20 protein-coding genes are annotated in these 20,008 nt (G+C 68.6%); 8 read left to right on the top strand and 12 right to left on the bottom strand.

Features of this window, described 5'->3' with window-relative positions:
* Positions 1 to 3: 3 nt before the first annotated feature.
* The 4 genes from ACIBCN_RS02385 to ACIBCN_RS02370 form a co-directional block, all read right to left on the bottom strand.
* Positions 4 to 708 (bottom strand): S1 family peptidase, encoded by a 705-nt coding sequence (locus ACIBCN_RS02385; RefSeq protein WP_396989662.1) that lies wholly within the window; start codon positions 706 to 708, stop codon positions 4 to 6.
* A gap of 502 nt (positions 709 to 1,210) precedes the next feature.
* On the bottom strand, positions 1,211 to 2,353 hold the full coding sequence (locus ACIBCN_RS02380; protein ID WP_396989661.1) for a bifunctional RNase H/acid phosphatase: 1,143 nt from the start codon (positions 2,351 to 2,353) through the stop codon (positions 1,211 to 1,213).
* A 22-nt stretch (positions 2,354 to 2,375) separates the two neighbouring features.
* Positions 2,376 to 3,113, bottom strand: a complete 738-nt coding sequence (locus ACIBCN_RS02375) for a zinc ribbon domain-containing protein (RefSeq protein WP_396990160.1) — start codon at positions 3,111 to 3,113, stop codon at positions 2,376 to 2,378.
* Positions 3,114 to 3,260: 147 nt separating this feature from the next.
* Positions 3,261 to 3,902 carry a hypothetical protein gene (locus ACIBCN_RS02370; protein WP_396989660.1) on the bottom strand — a complete coding sequence of 214 codons (642 nt, stop codon included), beginning with the start codon at positions 3,900 to 3,902 and terminating at the stop codon, positions 3,261 to 3,263.
* Between the two features lie 137 nt (positions 3,903 to 4,039).
* Here ACIBCN_RS02370 and ACIBCN_RS02365 point away from each other — a divergent pair, with 137 nt between their 5' ends.
* Entirely contained in the window at positions 4,040 to 4,345 is a 306-nt protein-coding gene (locus ACIBCN_RS02365; protein WP_396989659.1) for a hypothetical protein, read from the top strand.
* A gap of 6 nt (positions 4,346 to 4,351) precedes the next feature.
* Here ACIBCN_RS02365 and ACIBCN_RS02360 read toward each other — a convergent pair whose 3' ends face one another.
* Both ACIBCN_RS02360 and cobC read right to left on the bottom strand, forming a co-directional pair.
* A complete protein-coding gene (locus ACIBCN_RS02360; RefSeq protein WP_396989658.1) occupies positions 4,352 to 5,473 on the bottom strand; it encodes a Nif3-like dinuclear metal center hexameric protein in 1,122 nt (373 codons plus the stop codon).
* Between the two features lie 55 nt (positions 5,474 to 5,528).
* On the bottom strand, positions 5,529 to 6,569 hold the full coding sequence (gene cobC / locus ACIBCN_RS02355; protein ID WP_396989657.1) for an Rv2231c family pyridoxal phosphate-dependent protein CobC: 1,041 nt from the start codon (positions 6,567 to 6,569) through the stop codon (positions 5,529 to 5,531).
* Positions 6,570 to 6,613: 44 nt separating this feature from the next.
* On the opposite strand from cobC, the gene ACIBCN_RS02350 reads away from it, so the two are divergent.
* Positions 6,614 to 7,126, top strand: coding sequence for a low molecular weight protein-tyrosine-phosphatase (locus ACIBCN_RS02350; protein ID WP_396989656.1), 513 nt, complete (start codon positions 6,614 to 6,616; stop codon positions 7,124 to 7,126).
* Entirely contained in the window at positions 7,126 to 8,034 is a 909-nt protein-coding gene (locus tag ACIBCN_RS02345) for an SURF1 family protein (RefSeq protein WP_396989655.1), read from the top strand. The genes ACIBCN_RS02350 and ACIBCN_RS02345 overlap by 1 nt, the downstream gene beginning before the upstream one ends.
* Positions 8,035 to 8,226: 192 nt before the next feature.
* Here ACIBCN_RS02345 and ACIBCN_RS02340 read toward each other — a convergent pair whose 3' ends face one another.
* Positions 8,227 to 9,144: a cobalamin biosynthesis protein gene (locus ACIBCN_RS02340; RefSeq protein WP_396989654.1), complete on the bottom strand. Its 918-nt coding sequence runs from the start codon at positions 9,142 to 9,144 to the stop codon at positions 8,227 to 8,229.
* Positions 9,145 to 9,361: 217 nt separating this feature from the next.
* Between ACIBCN_RS02340 and sigJ the strand changes: the two genes are divergently transcribed.
* Positions 9,362 to 10,324, top strand: a complete 963-nt coding sequence (gene sigJ, locus ACIBCN_RS02335) for an RNA polymerase sigma factor SigJ (RefSeq protein ID WP_396989653.1) — start codon at positions 9,362 to 9,364, stop codon at positions 10,322 to 10,324.
* A gap of 87 nt (positions 10,325 to 10,411) precedes the next feature.
* On the opposite strand, the gene ald is transcribed toward sigJ, so the two are convergent.
* Complete coding sequence (gene ald, locus ACIBCN_RS02330; protein ID WP_396989652.1) at positions 10,412 to 11,524, bottom strand: alanine dehydrogenase; 1,113 nt, start codon at positions 11,522 to 11,524, stop codon at positions 10,412 to 10,414.
* A gap of 359 nt (positions 11,525 to 11,883) precedes the next feature.
* Positions 11,884 to 12,654: an MBL fold metallo-hydrolase gene (locus ACIBCN_RS02325; protein ID WP_396989651.1), complete on the bottom strand. Its 771-nt coding sequence runs from the start codon at positions 12,652 to 12,654 to the stop codon at positions 11,884 to 11,886.
* Positions 12,655 to 12,725: 71 nt separating this feature from the next.
* Here ACIBCN_RS02325 and ACIBCN_RS02320 point away from each other — a divergent pair, with 71 nt between their 5' ends.
* The 3 genes from ACIBCN_RS02320 (at position 12,726) to ACIBCN_RS02310 (ending at position 14,659) form a co-directional block, all read left to right on the top strand.
* Complete coding sequence (locus tag ACIBCN_RS02320; protein ID WP_396989650.1) at positions 12,726 to 13,688, top strand: GlxA family transcriptional regulator; 963 nt, start codon at positions 12,726 to 12,728, stop codon at positions 13,686 to 13,688.
* Positions 13,685 to 14,200: a gamma carbonic anhydrase family protein gene (locus tag ACIBCN_RS02315; protein ID WP_396989649.1), complete on the top strand. Its 516-nt coding sequence runs from the start codon at positions 13,685 to 13,687 to the stop codon at positions 14,198 to 14,200. The genes ACIBCN_RS02320 and ACIBCN_RS02315 overlap by 4 nt, the downstream gene beginning before the upstream one ends.
* Before the next feature lie 273 nt (positions 14,201 to 14,473).
* Positions 14,474 to 14,659: a hypothetical protein gene (locus ACIBCN_RS02310; RefSeq protein ID WP_396990159.1), complete on the top strand. Its 186-nt coding sequence runs from the start codon at positions 14,474 to 14,476 to the stop codon at positions 14,657 to 14,659.
* A gap of 25 nt (positions 14,660 to 14,684) precedes the next feature.
* Here the strand turns inward: ACIBCN_RS02310 and ACIBCN_RS02305 are convergent, their stop codons facing one another.
* Positions 14,685 to 15,680, bottom strand: a complete 996-nt coding sequence (locus ACIBCN_RS02305) for a GAF domain-containing protein (protein ID WP_396989648.1) — start codon at positions 15,678 to 15,680, stop codon at positions 14,685 to 14,687.
* Positions 15,681 to 15,784: 104 nt separating this feature from the next.
* A complete protein-coding gene (locus ACIBCN_RS02300; protein WP_396989647.1) occupies positions 15,785 to 16,597 on the bottom strand; it encodes an SDR family NAD(P)-dependent oxidoreductase in 813 nt (270 codons plus the stop codon).
* A 204-nt stretch (positions 16,598 to 16,801) separates the two neighbouring features.
* On the opposite strand from ACIBCN_RS02300, the gene ACIBCN_RS02295 reads away from it, so the two are divergent.
* Positions 16,802 to 17,425 (top strand): TetR/AcrR family transcriptional regulator, encoded by a 624-nt coding sequence (locus tag ACIBCN_RS02295; RefSeq protein ID WP_396989646.1) that lies wholly within the window; start codon positions 16,802 to 16,804, stop codon positions 17,423 to 17,425.
* Here the strand turns inward: ACIBCN_RS02295 and ACIBCN_RS02290 are convergent, their stop codons facing one another.
* Positions 17,426 to 19,996, bottom strand: a complete 2,571-nt coding sequence (locus ACIBCN_RS02290) for an Eco57I restriction-modification methylase domain-containing protein (protein ID WP_396989645.1) — start codon at positions 19,994 to 19,996, stop codon at positions 17,426 to 17,428.
* Positions 19,997 to 20,008 lie beyond the last annotated feature (12 nt).

The following is a 20,008-nucleotide window of genomic DNA, read 5'->3' as shown; positions in this document are numbered from 1 at the left end:
CGACTAGATGGGCTGGAATCCGGCCCCGACGCCGCCCTGGGCGTTGATCGCGGCGAGGATCACCACGATCGGCTGGAAGAAGGCCGGCGAGTGGACGGGGTTGGCGGCGTTGGTGCACGGCACGTCGAAGCCGACCGGGCCGAGCCCGGTGAGCCGCCCCTGATTCATGCCGACCAGCCGATCGCCGACAACGACCGGACCGCCGGAATCTCCTGGCTTCGAGCAGTATTGGTTGATGCTGGTGCCCTCCAGCTCGCCCCACACCACGCCGCAGTCGGTGCCGGTGGTGCGTCCGCTCGAGCACACCGTGGCGCCGGGGCCGGGGGCGTCGGCGACGCCCGCGATGGTGGTCGGTCCGACGGTGCGCACCGGGGTGATCTTCGCCGGATCGAGTTCCAGGACCGCGTAGTCCAGGCCCTTGCCATCGTCGGAGTACGCGACGGTGCCGAGCACGCCGGCTTCCGGCGTGCGCTCGGAAACCAGCCGGGCGCCGGTGGGTGCGCAGTGGCCCGCGGTGATGCCGACGAGCCTGCCCGCGCCGTCGTGACCGATCGCGGTCAGCGAGCAGACGGAGTCGTTGTCGAACGCGATGCCGGAGCTGCCGCCGAGCACCGCGGTGGGTGCCGCCGACGCGGTGCCCGCGGCACCGACGACTACCGACGCAATGGCCGCTGTCGCGAGCGCCATCGATCTGAATTTCGTTGTCACTTCTCTCCTTATTCGAAAAACCGGGGAGGGAACCGCCCCCGAGACAATCTGCGGTCGCCGGATCGGCAAGCGAAAACGCCTGCGCAGAGGAATTTCATCGACGCTGGTTATCCGCCAGCTAACTCAGCATGGACATGCGGTAGGTGGGTCCACAACACATCTGTGCGCTGTGCCACAACGGATCGGCAATTGAGACCTGAGCCACAAGGCTCCGCGGCGGCCCTGAAAAGCGTTCGCCCGAACTGACTTTCACCCTCACCCAACCCCAGCTGCGGCCGTTTTGCCTGGCCGACGAGACTCAACTGTTATACCACCGCACGCGAAGCCGGGCGGAACCTCCAGGTCCCGAGCTCGCGAGTGAGGACCACTCATCCTCGGCAGACGGTGACAGACCATGATGACCGTCGCCGAGCATCCGGCGACGGGTGGGTGAACACAGCTGGTCGAATGGCCGACTTTTAAGTCAGCCTTAAATGTATTGAAGCAGTAGGTGATCCGCCTGCTACAGGTAGGACGTGTCGTTCACCAGACGCACGGACGAGCCGCCGTCCGGATAGAACTCCGCGATCGACAGCGCCGCCAGATCCAGGTGCAGCCGGTACAGCAGTGACGGCCCGACACCGAGCGCCAGTTGCAGCAGCGTCTTGATCGGGGTCACATGGCTGACCACCACGAGGTTCGCGCCCGGATACAGCCCGACCAGATCGCGGCGAACCGCGTCCACCCGCTCCCGGACCTGGTCGAAACTCTCCCCGCCGGGGGCGGCCAATGAAGGATCGCCCAGCCAGCGGGCATGCAGCTCCGGGTCGCGTTCGGCCGCCTCGGCGAAGCTCAGCCCCTCCCAGTCGCCGAAGTCGGTCTCGATGAGCCCGTCCAGGATGGTGAGCGGTGCGTCCAGCGCGGTGGCCGCGGCCTCGGCGGTGTCGCGGGCCCGGCTCAGCGGCGAGGTCAGCACGGCGGCGATATTGCCTTTGGCGGCAAGCATTTTCGCGGCGCGCGCGGCCTGCTCGCGACCCAGTTCGGTCAGCGGCGGGTTGCCCCGGCCCGAATAGCGGCGTTGCACAGAGAGTTCGGTCTGGCCGTGGCGCAGGAGCAGCAGCCGGGTCGGGCGACCGGTGGCGCCGGTCCAGCCCGGTGCGGGTTGCGCGGCGACGGCCGAGGCGACCGGGTCCAGCCGAACCGGTGCGGCCGTGGGCTTTTCGGCCTCGCGGGCGGTGCGCACCTCATCGACCAGGGTGCCGTCGTCCATTGCCTCGTTGGCGAGGCGGTCGGCGTGTGAGTTCTCGGCGCGCGGGATCCAGGTGAAGCTCACCCGCTCGAAACCCGCGACGAGCCTGCGCGCCCGGTCGGCGAGCGGAATCATGGCCGCGTGCTTGACCTTCCAGCGGCCGGACATCTGCTCGACGACCAGCTTGGAATCCATTCGCACCGTGACGATCTCGGCGCCGAGTTCGGCAGCGGCCTCCAAACCGGCGATGAGGCCGCGGTATTCGGCGACATTGTTGGTGGCGATGCCGATGAACTCGCGACGTTCGGCGAGCACCCGCACATGGTCGGCGGCGAAGACGACGGAGCCGTAACCCGCCGGTCCCGGGTTGCCCCGCGAACCGCCGTCGGCCTCGATGATCACCTCGCGCTCGGTCACCGCAGTGCCCGCCGCGCGGCGATCACAGCCCCGATTCCTTGGTGCGCACCAGGATCGCGCCGCATTCCGGGCAGCGCACGACCAGCTCCGGGGTGGTCTTCGCGATCCTGGCGATCTCGCCGCGGTCGAGTTCGATCCGGCACGCGCCGCAGCGGCGGGCCTGTAGCAGTGCCGCGCCGACACCGTGCTGGGCGCTCTGCCGGTCGTAGATCGCCATCAGGTCGGCCGGGAACAGCGAGATCAGCTTGGACCGGTCGGCGTCGCAACGGCCCTGTGCCACCTGAAGATCCGCGAGGGCCTCGTCGCGCTGGGTTTGCGCGTCGGCCAGTTCCTGCTCGGTCTTGTCCAGCCTGGCGCCCGCGTGCTGGTAGTCGTCGGCGGAGGCCTCACGCTTTTCCATCACCTCGAGCAGCTCGTCCTCCAGCACCGAGCGCCTGCGCTCCAGGCTGCCGAGTTCGTGCTGGATCTCCGAAAGCTGTTTGGCGTTGACCGTTCCGGCGGTCAGCATGCCCTTGTCGCGCTCCTCGCGCTTACGGACCGCCTCGACCTCGCCTTCCAGCTTGCGGATGTCGCGGTCGAGGTCGTCGAGCATGATCTGCACGGCGACGGCGGCATCCTTGTGCGCGTTGCGCTCGGCCTCGAGCCGGGCCACCTCCTGCTGTTCGGGCAGCACGGTGCGGCGGTGCGCGATCCGATTCAGCTCGGCGTCGACAGCGGCGAGCTGTAGCAGCTTGGCCTGGATCGGTGGTTCGACATTCAACGCGGACAAACTCCTGAACGCTATGGATTGGGGTCGGTGTTCAACCGTACCCCGCCGGCCCGCCCGCGCTGACCGACGCCGCACCAATCGGTGTGGACGGGGTGGTTGCCCGGGCGTGCCTGTGCTGTCGGCCCGGTCGGGAGTGGGTTATGCGGGCGCGCGGGTTTTGATGGCGTCCCTGGAGACGAAGACGTCGTATTCACCGGGTACCGCGACCACCGCGTTGCCGTAGGCGGAGCGCACGAACGGCTCGGTCCACCAGCGGCCCTTCGTCATGTCGTTGAAGAAGTCCTGATCGCCGTCGTTGAGGAAGATCTGGTGCTGGGTCGGCGACACGCCGTCCAGGCGCTGGCCGAACAACCGGCTGATCTTGTAGCCGGAGTGGAAGCCGAGCGCGTTCACCCAGGGCTCCAGTTCGACGATGCCCGCCTGCAGCACCCACATGTCGCCCTCGACCTGGTACTTCAGGTGCTGGTCGTCGTGCTGGTCGTCGCCGTAGAGGGTGAGGTCGACATCTAGGAGGTGCTCCTGGCCGGCCACCGGCTTGGCCACCACGTGCGCCGCTTTGATTTCCCCGGTCAATCCGAGATAGGTCTGCATCAGTGTGGCCAGCCACAGCAACAGCACCGCGACCAGCAACACCACCAATCCGCTGCCGCCGCGCGCGATCAGCGCCCGCATCCCGACCCGGCGCGTCCGCACCAGCCCGGAGATGAGCAACGCGACTCCGATCAGGATGATCAAGATCAACCCGACCTGAACGAAGCCGAAGTTCACCGGGAAATTCATGCGGTAGTTGTACCCCCGGAACGCCGGTCGACTCGCGGAAACAGCCCACCGCGCAAACCAATCCAGCGGACACGCCCCGACACGCCGTAGTGGAGGTATGGTCTGCGGGTCAAAGTTCAATTCTTCGGGGGTTTTCCATGTTGATCTGGGGTTGGCGTCAGTATGTGACGCGGCTCGCCGTGCTCACCCTGGTGTGCGGACAGTGCGGTAATCCGGCGGCGCACGTGCTGCACAAGCTGGTCACCAAGTTCACGCTGTTCTTCGTGCCGCTGATTCCGTTGCGCACCAAGCACACCCTGCAGTGCACCTGGTGCGGCGCCGAGTCGAACCTGGTGCAGCAGCAGGTCACCGAGTTGCTCGGTCAAGCGCAGGCCGAGAACATGCGGGCCGCGCAGCAGCCGATGGACCCGTCGTGGCAGGGGCAGCAGCCGGGGAGCTACTGACGCGGGTCAGCGGGCTGCGCTGACCGTCCATGGATCGGTCCGCTGGGTCGAGACGCGGGTCTCCAGGTCGGGCAGGCCCGCGCGGACGACCCGTTCCGCCTGTGCGCACCAGGGGAATTCGGTCGCCCAGTGGGCGGCGTCGATGAGGGCGGGGCCACCCTTACGGAGATGCTCGTCGACCGGATGGTGGCGCAGGTCCGAGGTCACATAGGCGTCGACGCCGCGGCGGGTGACCGCGTTCAGGTAGGAATCGCCGGCACCGCCGCAGACGGCGACCGTGTAGATGCTGCGGTCCGGATCGCCTGCCGCGCGGACACCCCACGCGGTCGGCGGTAAGGCGGCGGCGACTCGATCGGTGAAGGCGCGCAACGACTCTGGTTCCGTCAGGGTGCCGACGCGGCCGATGCCTACCGCCGAGGACAACAGCGCCCGTTCGGTGATGTGGTAGGCCGGATCCTCATACGGGTGAGCGGCGCGCAGCGCGGACAGGACGGCGGCGCGGGCCGCGGGTGGTGCGACCAGCTCCAGGCGGTCCTCGTCGACATGCTGGAGTTCACCGACCACGCCGAGCGCGGGCTTGGCTTCCGACATCGGCCGAAACTGGCTCTTCGCAGGTACCCGGAGTGCGCAATCGCGATAGTCACCACTGCCGCCCGCACCCGCCATGAACAGCGCGACCAATACCGCCTCGGTATGCGACGGAGGCACCTGCACCACCCAGTTATCCACGGGGGCTTCTGGTTTCGCATCGATCGGACCGATGACGGCGAGGCCGAGCGCGGCAGCCAGCGCGTCGGAGACGCCGGGGTCGGCGGAGTCCGCGTTGGTGTGCGCGGTGAACAACGCGCACCCGGAACGGATGAGCCGGTGCAGCAGTGCGCCTTTCGGAGTATCGGCCGCGACCGTATCGACACCGCGCAGCAGCAGCGGGTGATGCACCACCAAAGCCTGTGCCCGCCAATCGATCGCCTCATCGACGACCCCCGCCGTCGCGTCGACCGCGAAGAGCACCCTGGTGACCACCTCGTCCGGGTCACCGGCAACAAGCCCCACCGAGTCCCACGACTCGGCCAGCTTCGGCGGGTAGGCCGCGTCGAGCACCTCGATGAGATCCGCCAGCGTCGTCATCGTTCGCCCTCCTCAGATTCGATCATGGACTGTCGCAAGGGTTGCCGAGCCTCGATTACCACAGGTTCGCCGTCCGAATCGCGGTGATCAGCTGATCGACCTCGGCCGCACCGCGCACCGCCACGCGCAGGTGATTCGGCCCGAGGCCGGGAAAGGTGTCGGCGCGACGGACGGCAATGCCCTTGCCCGCCAGGTGTTTCCGGAGCAGTTCACCGTCGGGGACGCGGAGCAACAGGAACGGGGCCTCGGCCGGGGTGTGCACGTGGACGCCGAGCTCGGTCAGCCGATGGATCATCGCGTCGCGTTCGACGGCGATGACCTGTGCGCGCCGTTGTTCCGCCGCGACCGCGGCAGGCTCGGCGGTGGCGGTGATCGCCTCCAGTTGCAGCGTGCCGAGTGGCCAGTGGGCCCGGCCGTGATCAAGGCGTGCCAGAAGTTCGGGAGCGCCGAGGAAGTAGCCGCAGCGGAGTCCGGCGAGGGCCCAGGTTTTGGTGAGGCTGCGCAGGACCAGCAGGTCGGGGGCGGTGCATCCGGCGAGTGACGCCGGTTCTCCCGGCACCGCGTCGGCGAAAGCCTCGTCCACCACGACGATCCGGCCTGGTGCGCGCAGTGCGCGCAGGGTTTCGGCCGGGTGCAGCACCGAGGTGGGGTTGGTCGGGTTGCCGAGCACCACCAGGTCGGCGTCGACGGGAACGGCCGTCGGGTCGAGTGCGTACGGCGGCTCGAGCAGCACCCTGGTCACCGCGACACCCGCCTCGCGCAATGCGAGCTCCGGCTCGGTGAACGACGGGTGGATCACGGCGGCCAGGCGCGGCGCGAGTCGCGGCAACATCGCGAACCCCTCGGCGGCGCCGGCCAGCAGCAGCACCTCGTCCGGACCGCGGCCGTGCCGCGTCGCCACCGCACGCCGCGCGGTGTGATCTTCCTCGGTGCTCGGGTACCTGCCGAGCGTGTCCAGCCGGGCCGCGAGCCGCTGCCGCAGCCAGGCCGGCGGCGCGCTGCCCTGCACGTTCACCGCGAAATCGAGCATCCCGAGGCGCGCGTCCACGTCGCCGTGGTGGCGCAGTTTCGCGTGATCGACGCTGTCCTCGGGCACGAGATCACACCCTACGTGGCGAGCCCGCGGGCCGACCGGCCAGAATGGCTGTCGTGGGTGAGCTGCATGTGTCGTTCGTCTGTACCGGCAACATTTGCCGTTCGCCGATGGCGGAGAAGATTTTCGCGACGCATCTGTCCCGCGCGGGACTGGCCGATCGGGTGCGGGTGAGCAGCGCGGGCACCGGTGCGTGGCACGTCGGCGACGACGCGGACCGGCGCACCACCGCGACGTTGCGCAGGTACGGCTATCCGACCGGCCATGTCGCGGCCGCGATCGGCCCCGACCATCACGACGCCGATCTGCTGATCGCGCTGGACACCTCGCACGAGCGTGAGCTGGCTCGGCTCGGCGTGCCGTCGGACCGGCGCAGGCTGCTGCGCTCGTTCGACCCGGCCGCCGACGGGCCCGACGTGCCCGACCCCTACTACGGCGACGACGCCGACTTCGAGCTGGTGCGCGACCAGATCGAGGCGGCGATGCCCGGCCTGCTCGACTGGGTGCGTGCCGCGCTCGGCCTGGCCGCCGAACAGTCCGCGTTCGACGGGCGCCCCTGATGCGCAGGCTGACCTTCCTGCTGCGGCCGAGCTGGGTGATCCTCGCCGCGGTGGTCGCCGTGTTCGCCTACCTGTGCTTCACGGTGCTCGCGCCGTGGCAGCTCGGCAAGAACACCAGCACCTCGCACCGCAACCAGCTCATCACCGACTCGGTGGGCGCAGCGCCGATCGACATCACCACCGTCCTCGGCAGTCCGGCCACGGACGACTCACACACCGAATGGCGCAAGGTCACCGCCGCCGGCAGCTACCTGCCGGACTCGACGGTGCTGGTCCGGCTGCGCCATCTCGACGGTGCCCCAGGCTATTCCGTGCTCACCGCGTTCCGGCTGGACGACGGCCGCCTGCTGCTCATCGACCGCGGACTGGTCGCGGCGGTAGACGGTTCCCGCCCGCCGCAGATCCCCGACCCGCCCGCCGGACCGCAGCGCCTCGAGGCCAGAGTCCGGATGTCCGAAGGCATCACGCCGGGCAAGGACCCGTCCATCCAAGACGGTTACCGGCAGGTGTACTCGATCGACACCACCCAGGAAGCGGCGTTCCTGCAACAACCGCTGACCCCGATCCCTACCGGCGAGCGCGGCGGCTACCTCCAACTCGACGAAAACCAGCCCGGCGTCTTCACCCCCACCCCCCTCCCCCAACTCGACGCGGGCCCCTACCTGTCCTACGGGCTCCAATGGCTCGCCTTCGGCGTCATGGCCCCGCTCGGCCTCGGCTACTTCCTCTACGCCGAGCTCCGCGAGCGCCGCAGGGAAAAAGCAAGCACCCCAGCCGAACCCGCGCCCACGAGCCCGCCCGCGGAACTCCCCACATCCGAATCCACCACCGCCACACCACCTCCGGCCGCCCCCGCACCGAACACCGAAGCGCGCCTAGCAGACCGCTACGGCCGCGGCCGCGACTGACGCTGGGTACCGCGACGGTTCAGTGCCTACTAGCCGCACCCACGACTGATCCTGGGCACCACGACGTTCAGCCTCCTCGCTGCGTCCGCGACGGACGCTAGGCACCGCGACGGGCTCAGTGCCTACTAGCCGCGTTTTCAAGAGCCCTGCAACGAGACGTGCTGCCTCAACGCACTTCGCGATCAACTGCTGCTAGCGCCTGATGACGGCCCACAGTGCAGCCACCAATGCCGATGCCAGTTGCACGACCTTCGACATGTGTACGGCGCGATGCAGGTCGGCGACTGTCGGGGCGGGGCCGTCGCCGAGGGTGGGGCGGAGTTCGGTGCCGTGGCGGTATTGGGTGCGGCCGCCGAGGCGGACGCCCAGGGCACCTGCCATCGATGCCTCAACTACTCCGGCGTTGGGGCTCGGGTGTTTCGCGGCGTCGCGACGCCAGGCGTCGAGCGCGGCAGTTCGGCGGCCGCCGACGAGGGGGGCGAGGGCGACGGTGAGCAGGCCGGTGAGCCGGGCGGGGAGCAGGTTGGCCAGGTCGTCGGTGCGGGCGGCGGCCCAACCGAAGTGGCGGTAGCGGTCGTTGCGGTAGCCGATCATGGCGTCGAGGGTGTTGATCGCGCGGTAGCCGAGTAGGCCGGGTACTCCGGCGAGCGCGCCCCAGACCAGCGGGGCCACCGTCGCGTCGGAGGTGTTCTCGGCAATGGATTCCAGTGCGGCGCGGGCCAATCCGTCGGCGTCGAGCACCTCGGGGTCGCGGCCGCACAGCGAAGGAAGTAGCGCGCGTGCGCCCGCCAGATCGCCTGCCTCGAGCCGGTCGGCCATCTCGCTGCCCGCCTTCGCCAGGCTGTGCCCGCCGAGCACCGTCCAGGTAGCCAACGCGGTCACCGGCAGTCCGAGCCCGCGAACCCCGACACCCAATCCGACCACCCCACCCACCAACAGCACCTCGTGCAGCACCCCCGCACTACGCCGATCGGCATACGTCACCGATTCGAGCGCGCTTGCCGCCGAACCGAACCCGGCCACCGGATGCCACCGCCGCGGATCCCCCAGCACCCGATCCAGCGCGAAACCGAGCAGCAACCCAGCCGCGGTCGAGGTCCCCTTCTGCACCCACCGAGCCTATCCGGTACCCCGACCCAACGAAGCCCCCGCGCTACGACATCGACTGGATATCATGCGTGGCTGTGCGGGCTAGTGACGCGGACCTCGCTGGTGGTGGGCGTGGCGGGTCGGCGTGTCACACTCTGATTCGCTGCGTCGTCTACTTGGTGACGCACTTATAGGACTCGCGCCCCGACGGGGCGGAACGACCGAACGGCGAACAGCAGTGACTACCGAACAGCCTTCTACTCCCGAACCCATCGACCAGGCCGAACTGGCTCGGCGGTTCGAGGAGCACCGGTCGTATCTGCGCAGGCTCGCCTACAGCACGCTAGGCAGCCTGACCGACGCCGACGATGTGGTGCAGGAGGCGTGGCTGCGGCTGCAGCGCCAGCACGAAGCCGGGACCGCGGGGCAGATCGAGAATCTGCGCGCCTGGCTCAGCACCGTCACCGGCCGCCTCGCGCTGGATCAGCTCGGGTCGGCCCGTGCTCGCCGTGAACAGTATGTCGGCGAGTGGTTGCCGGAACCCGAGGTCACCAGCTGGGACGATCCCGCTGACCGGATCAGCCAGGACGAGCGGGTCACCACGGCACTGCTCGTGGTGCTCGAATCCCTGTCGCCCGCCGAGCGCACCGCGTTCGTGTTGCAGGACGTGTTCGGCATGACCGGCCCGGAGGTGGCAGAGGTGGTCGGCCGCACCCCGGCCGCCGTCCGGCAGCTCGCCTCCCGCGCTCGCAAGCGGGTCGAGGACGGTACGCCGCGCTTCCCCGCCTCGCCGGACGAGCAGGAGAAGGTCGTCTCCGCCTTCGCGGTCGCCTGGCGCTCCGGCGATCTCAGTGCGCTGCTCGGCGTGCTCGACGCCAACGTCAGCCTGACCGCCGACGGTGGCGGCAAGGTCCCCGCGATCCGGCAGCCGGTGCACGGCGCCGAGCTCATCGCGAAGATGCTGCTCGGTTGGTACCACGCGCCGTCGGCGGCGCACGGGTGGGGCCGTGCGGTGCTGGTCAACGGCGCGCCCGGCCTGGTTGTCTTCGACGGCAACCACATCGGCGTCTTCGCCTTCACCATCGATGACGGCCGCATCGTCGCCATCGACGTCGTCCGCAACCCCGACAAGCTGCACGACCTCCCCACCACCGGCGAGCCCGACTGGTACCTCGGCGCGACCACCACTGAGGACGAGTAGTCCAGGCGCACACCGTTTGTGCCAGCCGCACACGCGCTCTACCAGGTTGTGCAGCTGGCTGACACGCCCGTCTCTTGGGGTCTGCCCTCAGCCTGCCAGGCCCACGGGCTTCGCTGTCGTATAACCGTGGGCCGCAGCCACTTCCACCGACAGCAATCTGCCCGCGTCGGCGGTCAGACCGTGGGCGAGGTCGGGGTTCGCGGCGCAGGCCTTGTTCCAGCCGAGGTCGGCGATGGCGCGTACGTACCGGAGGGTGGCGTTGGTGAGGGCGACGGTGGCGGTGTGCGGAACTGCTCCTGGCATGTTGGCTACGCAGTAGAACAGCGAATTGTGTACGCGGAAGGTCGGATTCGCGTGGGTGGTGGGGTGCGAACCGGCGAAGCAGCCGCCCTGGTCGATGGCGATGTCGACCAGGACCGAACCGGGGCGCATCTGGGCGACAAGATCGTCGGAGACGAGTTTCGGCGCGCGGGCGCCGGGCACCAGGACGGAGCCGATGACCAAATCGGCGCCGGACACGGCGTGCTGGACCTCGGCGGCGTTGGACGCGACGGTGGCGATCCGCCCGTCGAAGCGGGCGTCCAACTCGCGCAAGCGGTGCAAGTTGGTGTCCAGCACGGTGACTCGCGCACCCATGCCGTCGGCGACCGAGGCCGCGTTGGATCCGGCGACACCGCCGCCGAGCACCACCACATCGGCCGGACGCACCCCGGGCACGCCACCGAGCAGCATGCCCGCACCGCCCAGCGGTGCCATCAAATGGTAAGCGCCGACCTGACTTCCGAGCTTGCCCGCGACCTCACTCATCGGCGCGAGCAACGGCAGCGAACCGTCCGCGGCGCGCACGGTTTCGTACGCGATGGCGGTGATCCCGGAACTCAGGATGGCGTCGGTGCATTCGCGGGACGCCGCCAGGTGCAGATAGGTGAACAGCACCTGCCCGCGCCGCATTCGCGGATACTCCTCCGCGATCGGCTCCTTCACCTTCAACACCAGGTCGGCCTCCCACCACACCTGATCCACGGTGACCAGTCGCGCCCCGACACCCGCATAGTCGGCGTCCGCGAACCCGGATCCGACGCCCGCCCCCGCCTGGATCAGCACCTCGTGTCCGTGCGCGGCCAGCTCCCCGGCTCCCGCCGGGGTCAGGGCAACCCGGAACTCCTGCTGCTTGACCTCGCGTGGCACTCCGATCTTCATAACGCCATCGTGAACCCCGCACCGGGCGCACGCCACGAACGACGCGCGGGTATCACACGATGATCACGAGACCGGCCGCGCACCGGTTATTTCTGCGCAAGTTGATCAGCACTTCGACGGCGGCCTAGACAATCCGCGCTGTTCGGAGCCGGTTCCGCGGACTCGCCCCAGCAACAGCGACCAGCCCTATTGATCGCCTCGCCGAGCGATCGGGATCCGCGCACGGTCGATGCTCGACGCAGCACATCGGGCCGCCCGGATTCGAAGTAGATAACCGGCCTGAGCGGACACTTTCACGCTCAGCGCAGCATCTCACGCAAAATTCGCGCGAAAGTGTCCACTCAGGCCGGGGCCATCCGTCAGACCGTGATCGCCGCACCCAGCGGCGGAATCCGCAGCTGCTTCTCCCGCCCCGCGTACTCGAACAGCAGACTCAACCGATCCAGCGTCTCGCTGAAGTGCACCCACCCTTCACCGTGCACCGGCACGATCACCGCATCGCCGAGCACCTCGGCCGCCTGCACCGCGGTGCGCGCGTTCAACGTGAGGTCGATGTCGCCGAAGTGACCGACATTCGCGGCGCCGACGAACAGCACCGCGGCATCGATCTTCCCGATCCGCTCGACGATCTTGGCGACCCGATCGACCGAGGCGTTGTCCCCCGAGACGTACACGGTCGGCTGACCGTCGGCCTGCAGCACGAACCCGGTGACGATCCCGGTCAGCGATTCGCACCCCTCGGGACCGTGCAGCGCGGGCACCCCGCTGATCCGGACGCCGCCGATCGTCACGGTCTCCCAATTCTCCAGTCCGCGAACACCTTTGATCCGTTCCGCGGCACCGGGTGTGGACAGCACCGTGCCCGCCGTCCGCAGGAATTCGCGGCCGGCGTTGTCCAGGTTGTCGGCGTGTTCATCGTGCGAAAGCAACACGACGTCCACCGGGCCGACCTGATCCGCGGGCACCGCCGGACCGATGAGCTTGTGCAGGGTGACCGGACCCGGGTAATCACCGGGCTCGTCGAAGGTGGGATCGGTCAGGAAGGTCTGGCCCGCGTACCGCAGACGCACCGTGGGTCCGCCGATATGCAGTACTTCGAGCTGGTTGGAGTGTTCGATGGTGTCGGTCATGCCGTTGAGCTTGGCAACTCGCCGGGGCATCCAACAGTGGCCCGAGAGCCGCCTATCGCTAAAATCGGGCCATGCATACAGTGGCTGTTCTCGCCTATGACGGCATGAGCCCGTTCCATCTGTCCGTGCCGAGCCTCGTCTTCGGCCGGGTCGGCATCGGCGGACCAGCGCCCTACCAGGTAGATGTCTGCGCCGAGCGCCCCGGAAGTCTGCGCACCCCAGCGGGTTTCGACATCGAGGTGCGCCATGGACTCGACCGCCTGGTCCGGGCGGACACGGTGATCATCCCCAGCTGGGAGCGCGACATGCCGCTGTCGGCGGAACTGCGCGCCGCCCTGCATCACGCGCACACGGCGGGCGCGCGGATCGTCGGCCTGTGCCTCGGCTCGTGGGCGATCGCCGCCAGCGGACTGGCCGACGGCCGCGAGGTGACCACCCACTGGGCCGGTGCCGCCGCGCTCGCCCGCGCCTGCCCCGCCGTCCGGGTCCGCGCCGACACCCTGTGGTCGGACCTCGGCGACGTGATCACCTCGGCGGGCGTCGCCGCCGCCCTCGACTGCTGCCTGCACCTGGTGCGCAACGACCTCGGCAGCCGCGCCGCGACCGAACTGGCCAGAGACCTGGTCACCGCGCCGCACCGCAGCGGCTCGCAAGCCCAGTACATCCCCATCGCGGTTCCCGACGCCACCGACGACGACCCCATCGAACGCGCGATGGTCTGGGCCCGAACGCATCTCGGCCAATCGATCGACCTGGACGGCTGGGCCCGGATCGCCCTGATGTCGCGCCGCACCTTCACCCGCCGCTTCCGCGACCGCACCGGAACCAGCCCGCAGCAGTGGCTGCTGCACCAGCGCGCCGACCGGGCCAGGCTGCTGCTGGAAACCACCGACGACACCATGGAGCGGATCGCCACCGACACCGGCTTCGGCACGGCGGTCAGCCTGCGCCACCACTTCCACCGCATCCTCGGCACCAGCCCCGCCGCCCACCGCGCGTTGTTCCAGGGAGCACGGCTAGGTTCGGCGGTATGAGGATTCAGATCGGCGAATTCGCCCCCGAGATCGACGAGGCCGCCTGGGTGGCGCCCAACGCAACGGTGATCGGCCGGGTGCGGCTCGCGGCCGAGGTGAGTGTTTGGTACAGCGCCGTGCTGCGTGGGGACCTCGAGCAGATCAGCGTCGGCGAACGGACCAATATCCAGGATGGCTGTGTGCTGCACGCCGATCCGGGCTTCCCGCTCACCGTCGGCAGCGGAGTTTCGGTGGGGCACAACGCGATCCTGCACGGCTGCACGGTCGGCGACGATGTGCTGGTCGGCATGGGCGCCACCGTGCTCAACGGCGCGGTGATCGGCGCGGGCAGCCTGATCGCGGCCAACGCGCTGATTCCGGAGGGCGCGCAGATTCCGCCGGGGTCGCTCGTCGCCGGAGTGCCCGGTAAGGTCCGGCGCGAACTCAGCGAGGCCGAGCAGGATGGCATCCGACTGAATGGGGCTGTGTACCTACACAACACGGCCAATCACCGTGCCGCAAAAGAGGTGTGAGACAGCACACACTGATCAAGCGACCAGCAAGAATCGCTGATAACATTTTGCCAGCGTGCCCGGTGACCCGGGGTCTCCTGCCGAAACGGTAGTCGTGCGGCTTGTAGCGCAGTGGTCAGCCCATTTCGGGTCGATGGGTCCGTAAGCGAGCGTAGCGGGCGAGCCGAATCGCAGCGCACGGTCGCACACGACGGAGCCGAGCGTGGCAAAGTTGTGAGTCGCTCATGACACAGCGAGGCGACGTCGTGCGCGTGCAGGCAGGAGGTATCGGTGATGGTCTACGTGCAGTCGAGTGTGCACCGGTCCACGGGGCGGATCAGCGTTGCCGACATCGCGGCCCAGCCGGGCGGCATCGAGGCACTACAACGGCGAGTCCATGAATTACGTTCCAGCGGGGTAGATTTCGCCGCGAATGCGATCGAGCAGGAAATGGTGGCGCTGAACCTACCGCGCCACTGACACATCAGCCCACGGTCACCGCGTGTCACTCGGCAGCGGTGACCGTGGCAAGTCCGGCCGTGGTGTGCTGATCCAAGGCCATCAGCGCGGCCCGCACCCGCACCGACTGCCAGCCACCGTCGGTGCACCGCAGCCGCACGATGCCATCGGTGCGATGACGCGCCAACTCCCGTGACATCTCCTGCGCCGCCGCCAGATCGTCCGGATGGATCTGCGGCGGCGGCTGACCGGGCAGGCCGGCCCACGCGATACCGGGCATCGGCGGCCCGATCCAGCGAATCAATTGCAGCGAACGCAGATTCACGATCGCGCGATACTCCCCCGGCGCGGTGGACGCCTCCAGCAGTTGATATTCCAGAATCATCGGCGGCGGGGCGGCCGGCACCGCGGTCGCGGCACCGATGTCCTGGGTCACCCCGCGAAACAGCACCACCGCGCGCCCGTCCGCGTCGACCTCGCGGCTGATCCGGCAGGCGAAATGCCCTGCGCGCAAGGCATCGTCGTCACGCCGGATCGTCCACACCGCCTGATGTTCGGTGCCCGGCGCGGAATTCACGATCTTCGCCAGCGCCTCGCTCTCGTCCCGATTGGTGACCAACCGGGTGAACGCGCCCGCGAGAGCCAACTCGGCCTCCCGGTCCTCGGGCGCGACGCCGTACAGATCGAGCAGGTCCACGCTGCGCACCGATCGGCTGGTGGTGAGGTTGAAGTACCACGCCCCCACCGGTTCTCGCTCAGGCAGCGGCTCCGCCACCGGCCCCACCCACAGCCGAACGGCATGCGCCCGCTCGGGCGTGATGAGCAGCGGCTCGGCCCGCACGGTGCGGCGACCGTCCGCCGAGATGTACGCGACCGGGGCACAGGTCCGGCTTACCTGCGCGAGAGCGGCTTGCGCGTCGGCGAGCGACAGCGGGTTACGCAGGATATTGCTCAGCGGCACGAAGGATTTCGGCGCGGCACCGAGGGCGATCACCGTGCCCGGCGTGCCCGAAAAACATTCGACCAGGATCCATTTCGCCATCAGCCGCGTCCGATCGATCGCGCCCGATCGGTTATCGACGTGAGAAGCCTTCGACCAGTTGACATTTCAACATCACCCGTTCCTGATCGCACGGTTCCGCGCGGTCAGGAACGAAATACCATGTCCAGCACCCGTTCGTGGTACGAGCCCGCGAACCTTGTGACCAGGTCCACAAGAAGGGCGTCCAGTCCGACCAGAACCTTGGCCTCGCCGCGCGCCGCCCCGCGCAGAATCGTCCTGGCCGCCGCGGCCGGGCTGGTGCGCGCGACCTGCCCCTCGAAGCGCCGTGCGACCGCCGCGGCGTCGATGCCGGGCGCGACGCTCGCCGACCGCGCGATGGAGGTGAGCACCCCGCCGGGATACACCGCGGTGACCCGAACCCTGCCGCCCGCGGCTCGCATGTCCTGGCGCAGCGAATCGGTGAATCCGCGCACCGCGAACTTCGCCGCGTTGTACGGCCCATGCTGCGCCATCCCGACCAGGCCGAACGCCGAGGACATGTTCACCACATGGGCCCGCTCGGCGGCCAGCAGATGCGGCAGAAAGGCCTTGGTCCCGTTGACGACGCCCCAGAAGTCCACGTCCATCACGTGCTCGAAATCGCTGAACGGCGACTCCGCCACCCCGCCGACGTGCAGGATCCCGGCATTGTTGAACAGCGCCTCGACCCGTCCGTGGTGCGCGACGGTGGCCGCGGCATGGTCGAGCATCGCCGCCCGATCGGTGACGTCGAGCGTGGTGGTCGTCGGCTCATGGCCGACGGCAGCACACAACCGCCCGGTCTCGGCGACGGCGTCGGCCGACTTGTCCGACAGCGCGAGCACCGCACCGTCGCGAGCCAGCGCCAGGGCCAGCTCGCGGCCGATGCCAGCGCCGGCACCCGTGATCGCCACCACACGGTCAGCGAAATATGCCACGGCTCAACCCTTTCCAATCATCCGACATCCATATCGGATATCCACAAAGGCTAACCATCTGCTACCGGACGTGCGACCTGTGCCCCATTCCGGCGATCCGCGACCAGGCCGCCGCACGTCGGTGAAATAATGAAGGTCCATCACCCGCACCGTCGCGGCGCCATCCCGTACGCTCGGCCCTCGCGCGAATCGACTGGAGACCAGATGCCAACTGTCCCGCCCATGCTGCAGCGCATCCTGGACAAACCCGTCGCCGACGGCGAGAAACTCCTGGAAAGCGCGCTGTCGGCCTTCCTGGACTTCGGCATCAAACGGACGAGCATGGGCGAGATCGCCCGTCGCGCGGGCATCAGCCCCGCCACCCTCTACCGCCGCTTCGAATCGAAGAACGACCTGGTAGAGGCGGTGAGCGTGCGGGAGGCGCAGCGCTTCGTCGAGATGATCGACAAGCAGGTGCGGGCCGTCACCGGCTCCGAAGACCAGCTGGTGGAGATCTTCGTCGCGTTCATCACCGCCATCGCGAACAACGAGCTGCTGCGTCGCCTGCTGCGCACCGAGCCGGACCTGATCCTGCCCCGGCTCACCACCGACGCAGGCCCGATCCTGGCCGTCGGCCGCGGCTACCTGGCGGAAAAGCTGCGCGAGCTGCGCGACACCGAAGGCACCCACGATTTCGACGCCGACCTGGTCGCCGAGATCATGGCGCGGCTCGCGCTGTCGCTGGCACTCACCCCGGACGGCCTCATTCCGGTCGCCGACCGGGACGGCGCCCGCGAGTTCGCGCGGCGGACGCTGATGCCCATGGTGGGCGTGCACGTCACGGCGTAGTCAGAGCGGCGTCACGCCGAACGCCGCGGCCACCCGCTCGTCCAGGTCGGCCCGCGCCGCCGCGTCGGGCACCTGGCCGTCGACGAGCGCACGAGCCAGGTCGATGACCGACGCCGCGCAAGGCGATGCCGGATTCGGTAGCGGCAACCGTGACACGTACTGGGTGATCCATCGGCGTCTGCCCGAGTACAGGCGGTTACCGCAGACCGCGTCGTAGAAGCGCAGTCCGAGCGCCGAATTCGCCACGCCCATCAGCAGATACGCGAGCCTGTCCGCGTCGGCCGGGTGCGCCCCCAGATCGGGCAGCGAAATCCAATAGCAGTCACCGTTCACGACCGCGCCCGATCGATCGAGGGCAAATCTCGGACGTTCACTGATATCCGGAAACACCAGCTTCGGCTCACGCCATAGATGTGGACGTTGCGGCACCCATATCTCGAACCATTCCCGTCCGCTCGGCCCGAGGTAGTGGCGGGCGGCGAGGGTGTCCTTGTGGGCACGCAGATACTCAGCGGCGCAGGGGAATTCGTTCAGATCGATCGGCGTGCGACTAGGCCGGTTCAAGTCGTAGGGATACAGCACGCGGGTGTCGTGCGATCGGGCGATGCGCCACGGCTCGAGGTCGTGATGGGTGATCAGCTCGCGCAGCAATTCCGGTTCGGGAGGCGGCTCGACGTCGGCCCACCGATCGGAGATGAACACCTTGTCGGCAGTTGTCTTGATACCCACTCGAATTCGAGCAACGTCACCAAACGTCCGCCAGGTCGTCGTTGCGATACCAGCGAGCCAGGCATCGATCTCGGCGTTCGACATACGCCACGCGGTCTCTGGTTCCACTATGCGCCGCAGGGTCTTTCGACGCCCAGGACGACTGGACGGCGGATCCGGCAACAATTGCCGCGCGAGAGTCGATCCGGGCGTCCACGAACCCTCGGCCCCTGAATCCACACCGGGCCGATCAAGTCTCAACAGTCCCCCGGCCTGCGGGCTCCCACTCGGCGCATCAGGTCGCAGCAGTCCCCCATTCCGCGGATCCACACCTGCCCCCTCAGACTGCCGAGCCCCCTCAGCCTCCAGATTCACACCCGACCGATCAGGTTGTCGCGGACCAGTATTCCCCCGATCCACGCCCAGCCCATCGGGTCGTAGCGAACCCTCGGCCCACAGATCCACACCCGACCCACCACGCTGCCGAGCATCCTCAGCCCCCAGACCCGCATCCGACCGATCAGGTCGCAACGTTCCCGCGGACTGCGGGTGCCCACGCGGCTCATCAGATCGCAGCGCTTCCGCACTCACTAGGTCCACCCCCGACCCATCAGACTGCCGCGCACTCTCGGCCCCCAGGTTCACGCCCAACTGACCAGGATGTCGCGGTTCCGCATCCCGCCGGTTCGCGCTCGGTCCATCAGGGTGCAATGGCCCACCACCCTGCCATCCCACCCCCGGCCCACCAGACTGCCGCGACCCCTCAGCCCCCAGGTTCATACCCGCCGCAGATTGCCGTTCCCTCTCGGCCCGCAGGTCGACACCCGGCTGACCAGGCAGCGCCCCCTCGGCCCCAAAGCCCACGCTCCGCCCATCAGACTGCGACGCACTGTCGACCAAAATATTTGCACCCGGCCCATCGGATTGACGCGCGCCTTCGGCCCGAAGATCAATGCTCGCCGCATCGGGGGCGGCCGCACCGTCTAACGCCGAAACCTCCTGCGCCCCTGATGCTTCCCGTCCTGAACGCGTCGTGTGCCCGGTGACCAGCGTGCCGACCTCGACCGCGAAGGTCCGCCCGTTGTGCGCGACAAGACAACCGCGATTATCGAGCAGTGCACCGAAAAGGTCTGTCTTCGATGGGATTTCGCCGCACTCGACCTCGTACGCGGAGACGTACCGGCATTCGGCGCCACTCCCGGCACGAGTCGCGATGGTGATCGCGGGCAGCACGGCCGCCTCGAACAGCTTGGTGTCCCCCAGGTCGTACAACTCGACCGGTGCTAGTTCGGCAAGCAGCAATCGCCGAATGTTCGCGCCCGCTTTCGTTGTCAGAAACCGGTTGGCGCACAGCAATCCGAGCACGCCATCGGGGCACAGGAGCCGGGGTAGTGTCGCGACGAAGGGGTGGGTGAGGTCGATTCGGCCGCGTAAGCCGAACTGCTTGCTGAGCAGTTGGGCGGTGGTTCCGCCCAACTGCTGGGTTCGGACGTAGGGCGGGTTCGTGATCACGGCATCGAATGAACCGGCGGCGAGCTCTTCGGATGCCGCGAGGAAGTCGCCGACGTGCCAGTCGACCCCGTCCCCCGCGGTTCGGGCTCGTGCCACCGCGAGTGCCGCGGCGTCGAGGTCGTATCCGGTCAGCTCGACTCGAACCCCCGGCAGCCGGATCGCCGCTTCGTCCCGCAATGCGAAGAGCAGTTCGCCGTCGCCGCACGCCGGGTCGAGCACCCGCAGCACCCCGGATCGCGGGCGCGGCACGTGCGTGAGCAGCCGTCCGGCCAGAAAGCGCGCGAGCTCGGGCGGCGTGTAGTGCCTGCCGTGCCGCTTACGATCTCGTGCGGCGGGGGCTCCGGACGCCATGCGGTGGATTCT

This window comes from Nocardia sp. NPDC051052, from assembly GCF_044456045.1.
In the GTDB taxonomy this organism is placed as follows: domain Bacteria; phylum Actinomycetota; class Actinomycetes; order Mycobacteriales; family Mycobacteriaceae; genus Nocardia.
The sequence above is the reverse complement of the archived record's forward strand: the minus strand, read 5'-3'. Positions and strand labels throughout refer to the sequence as shown.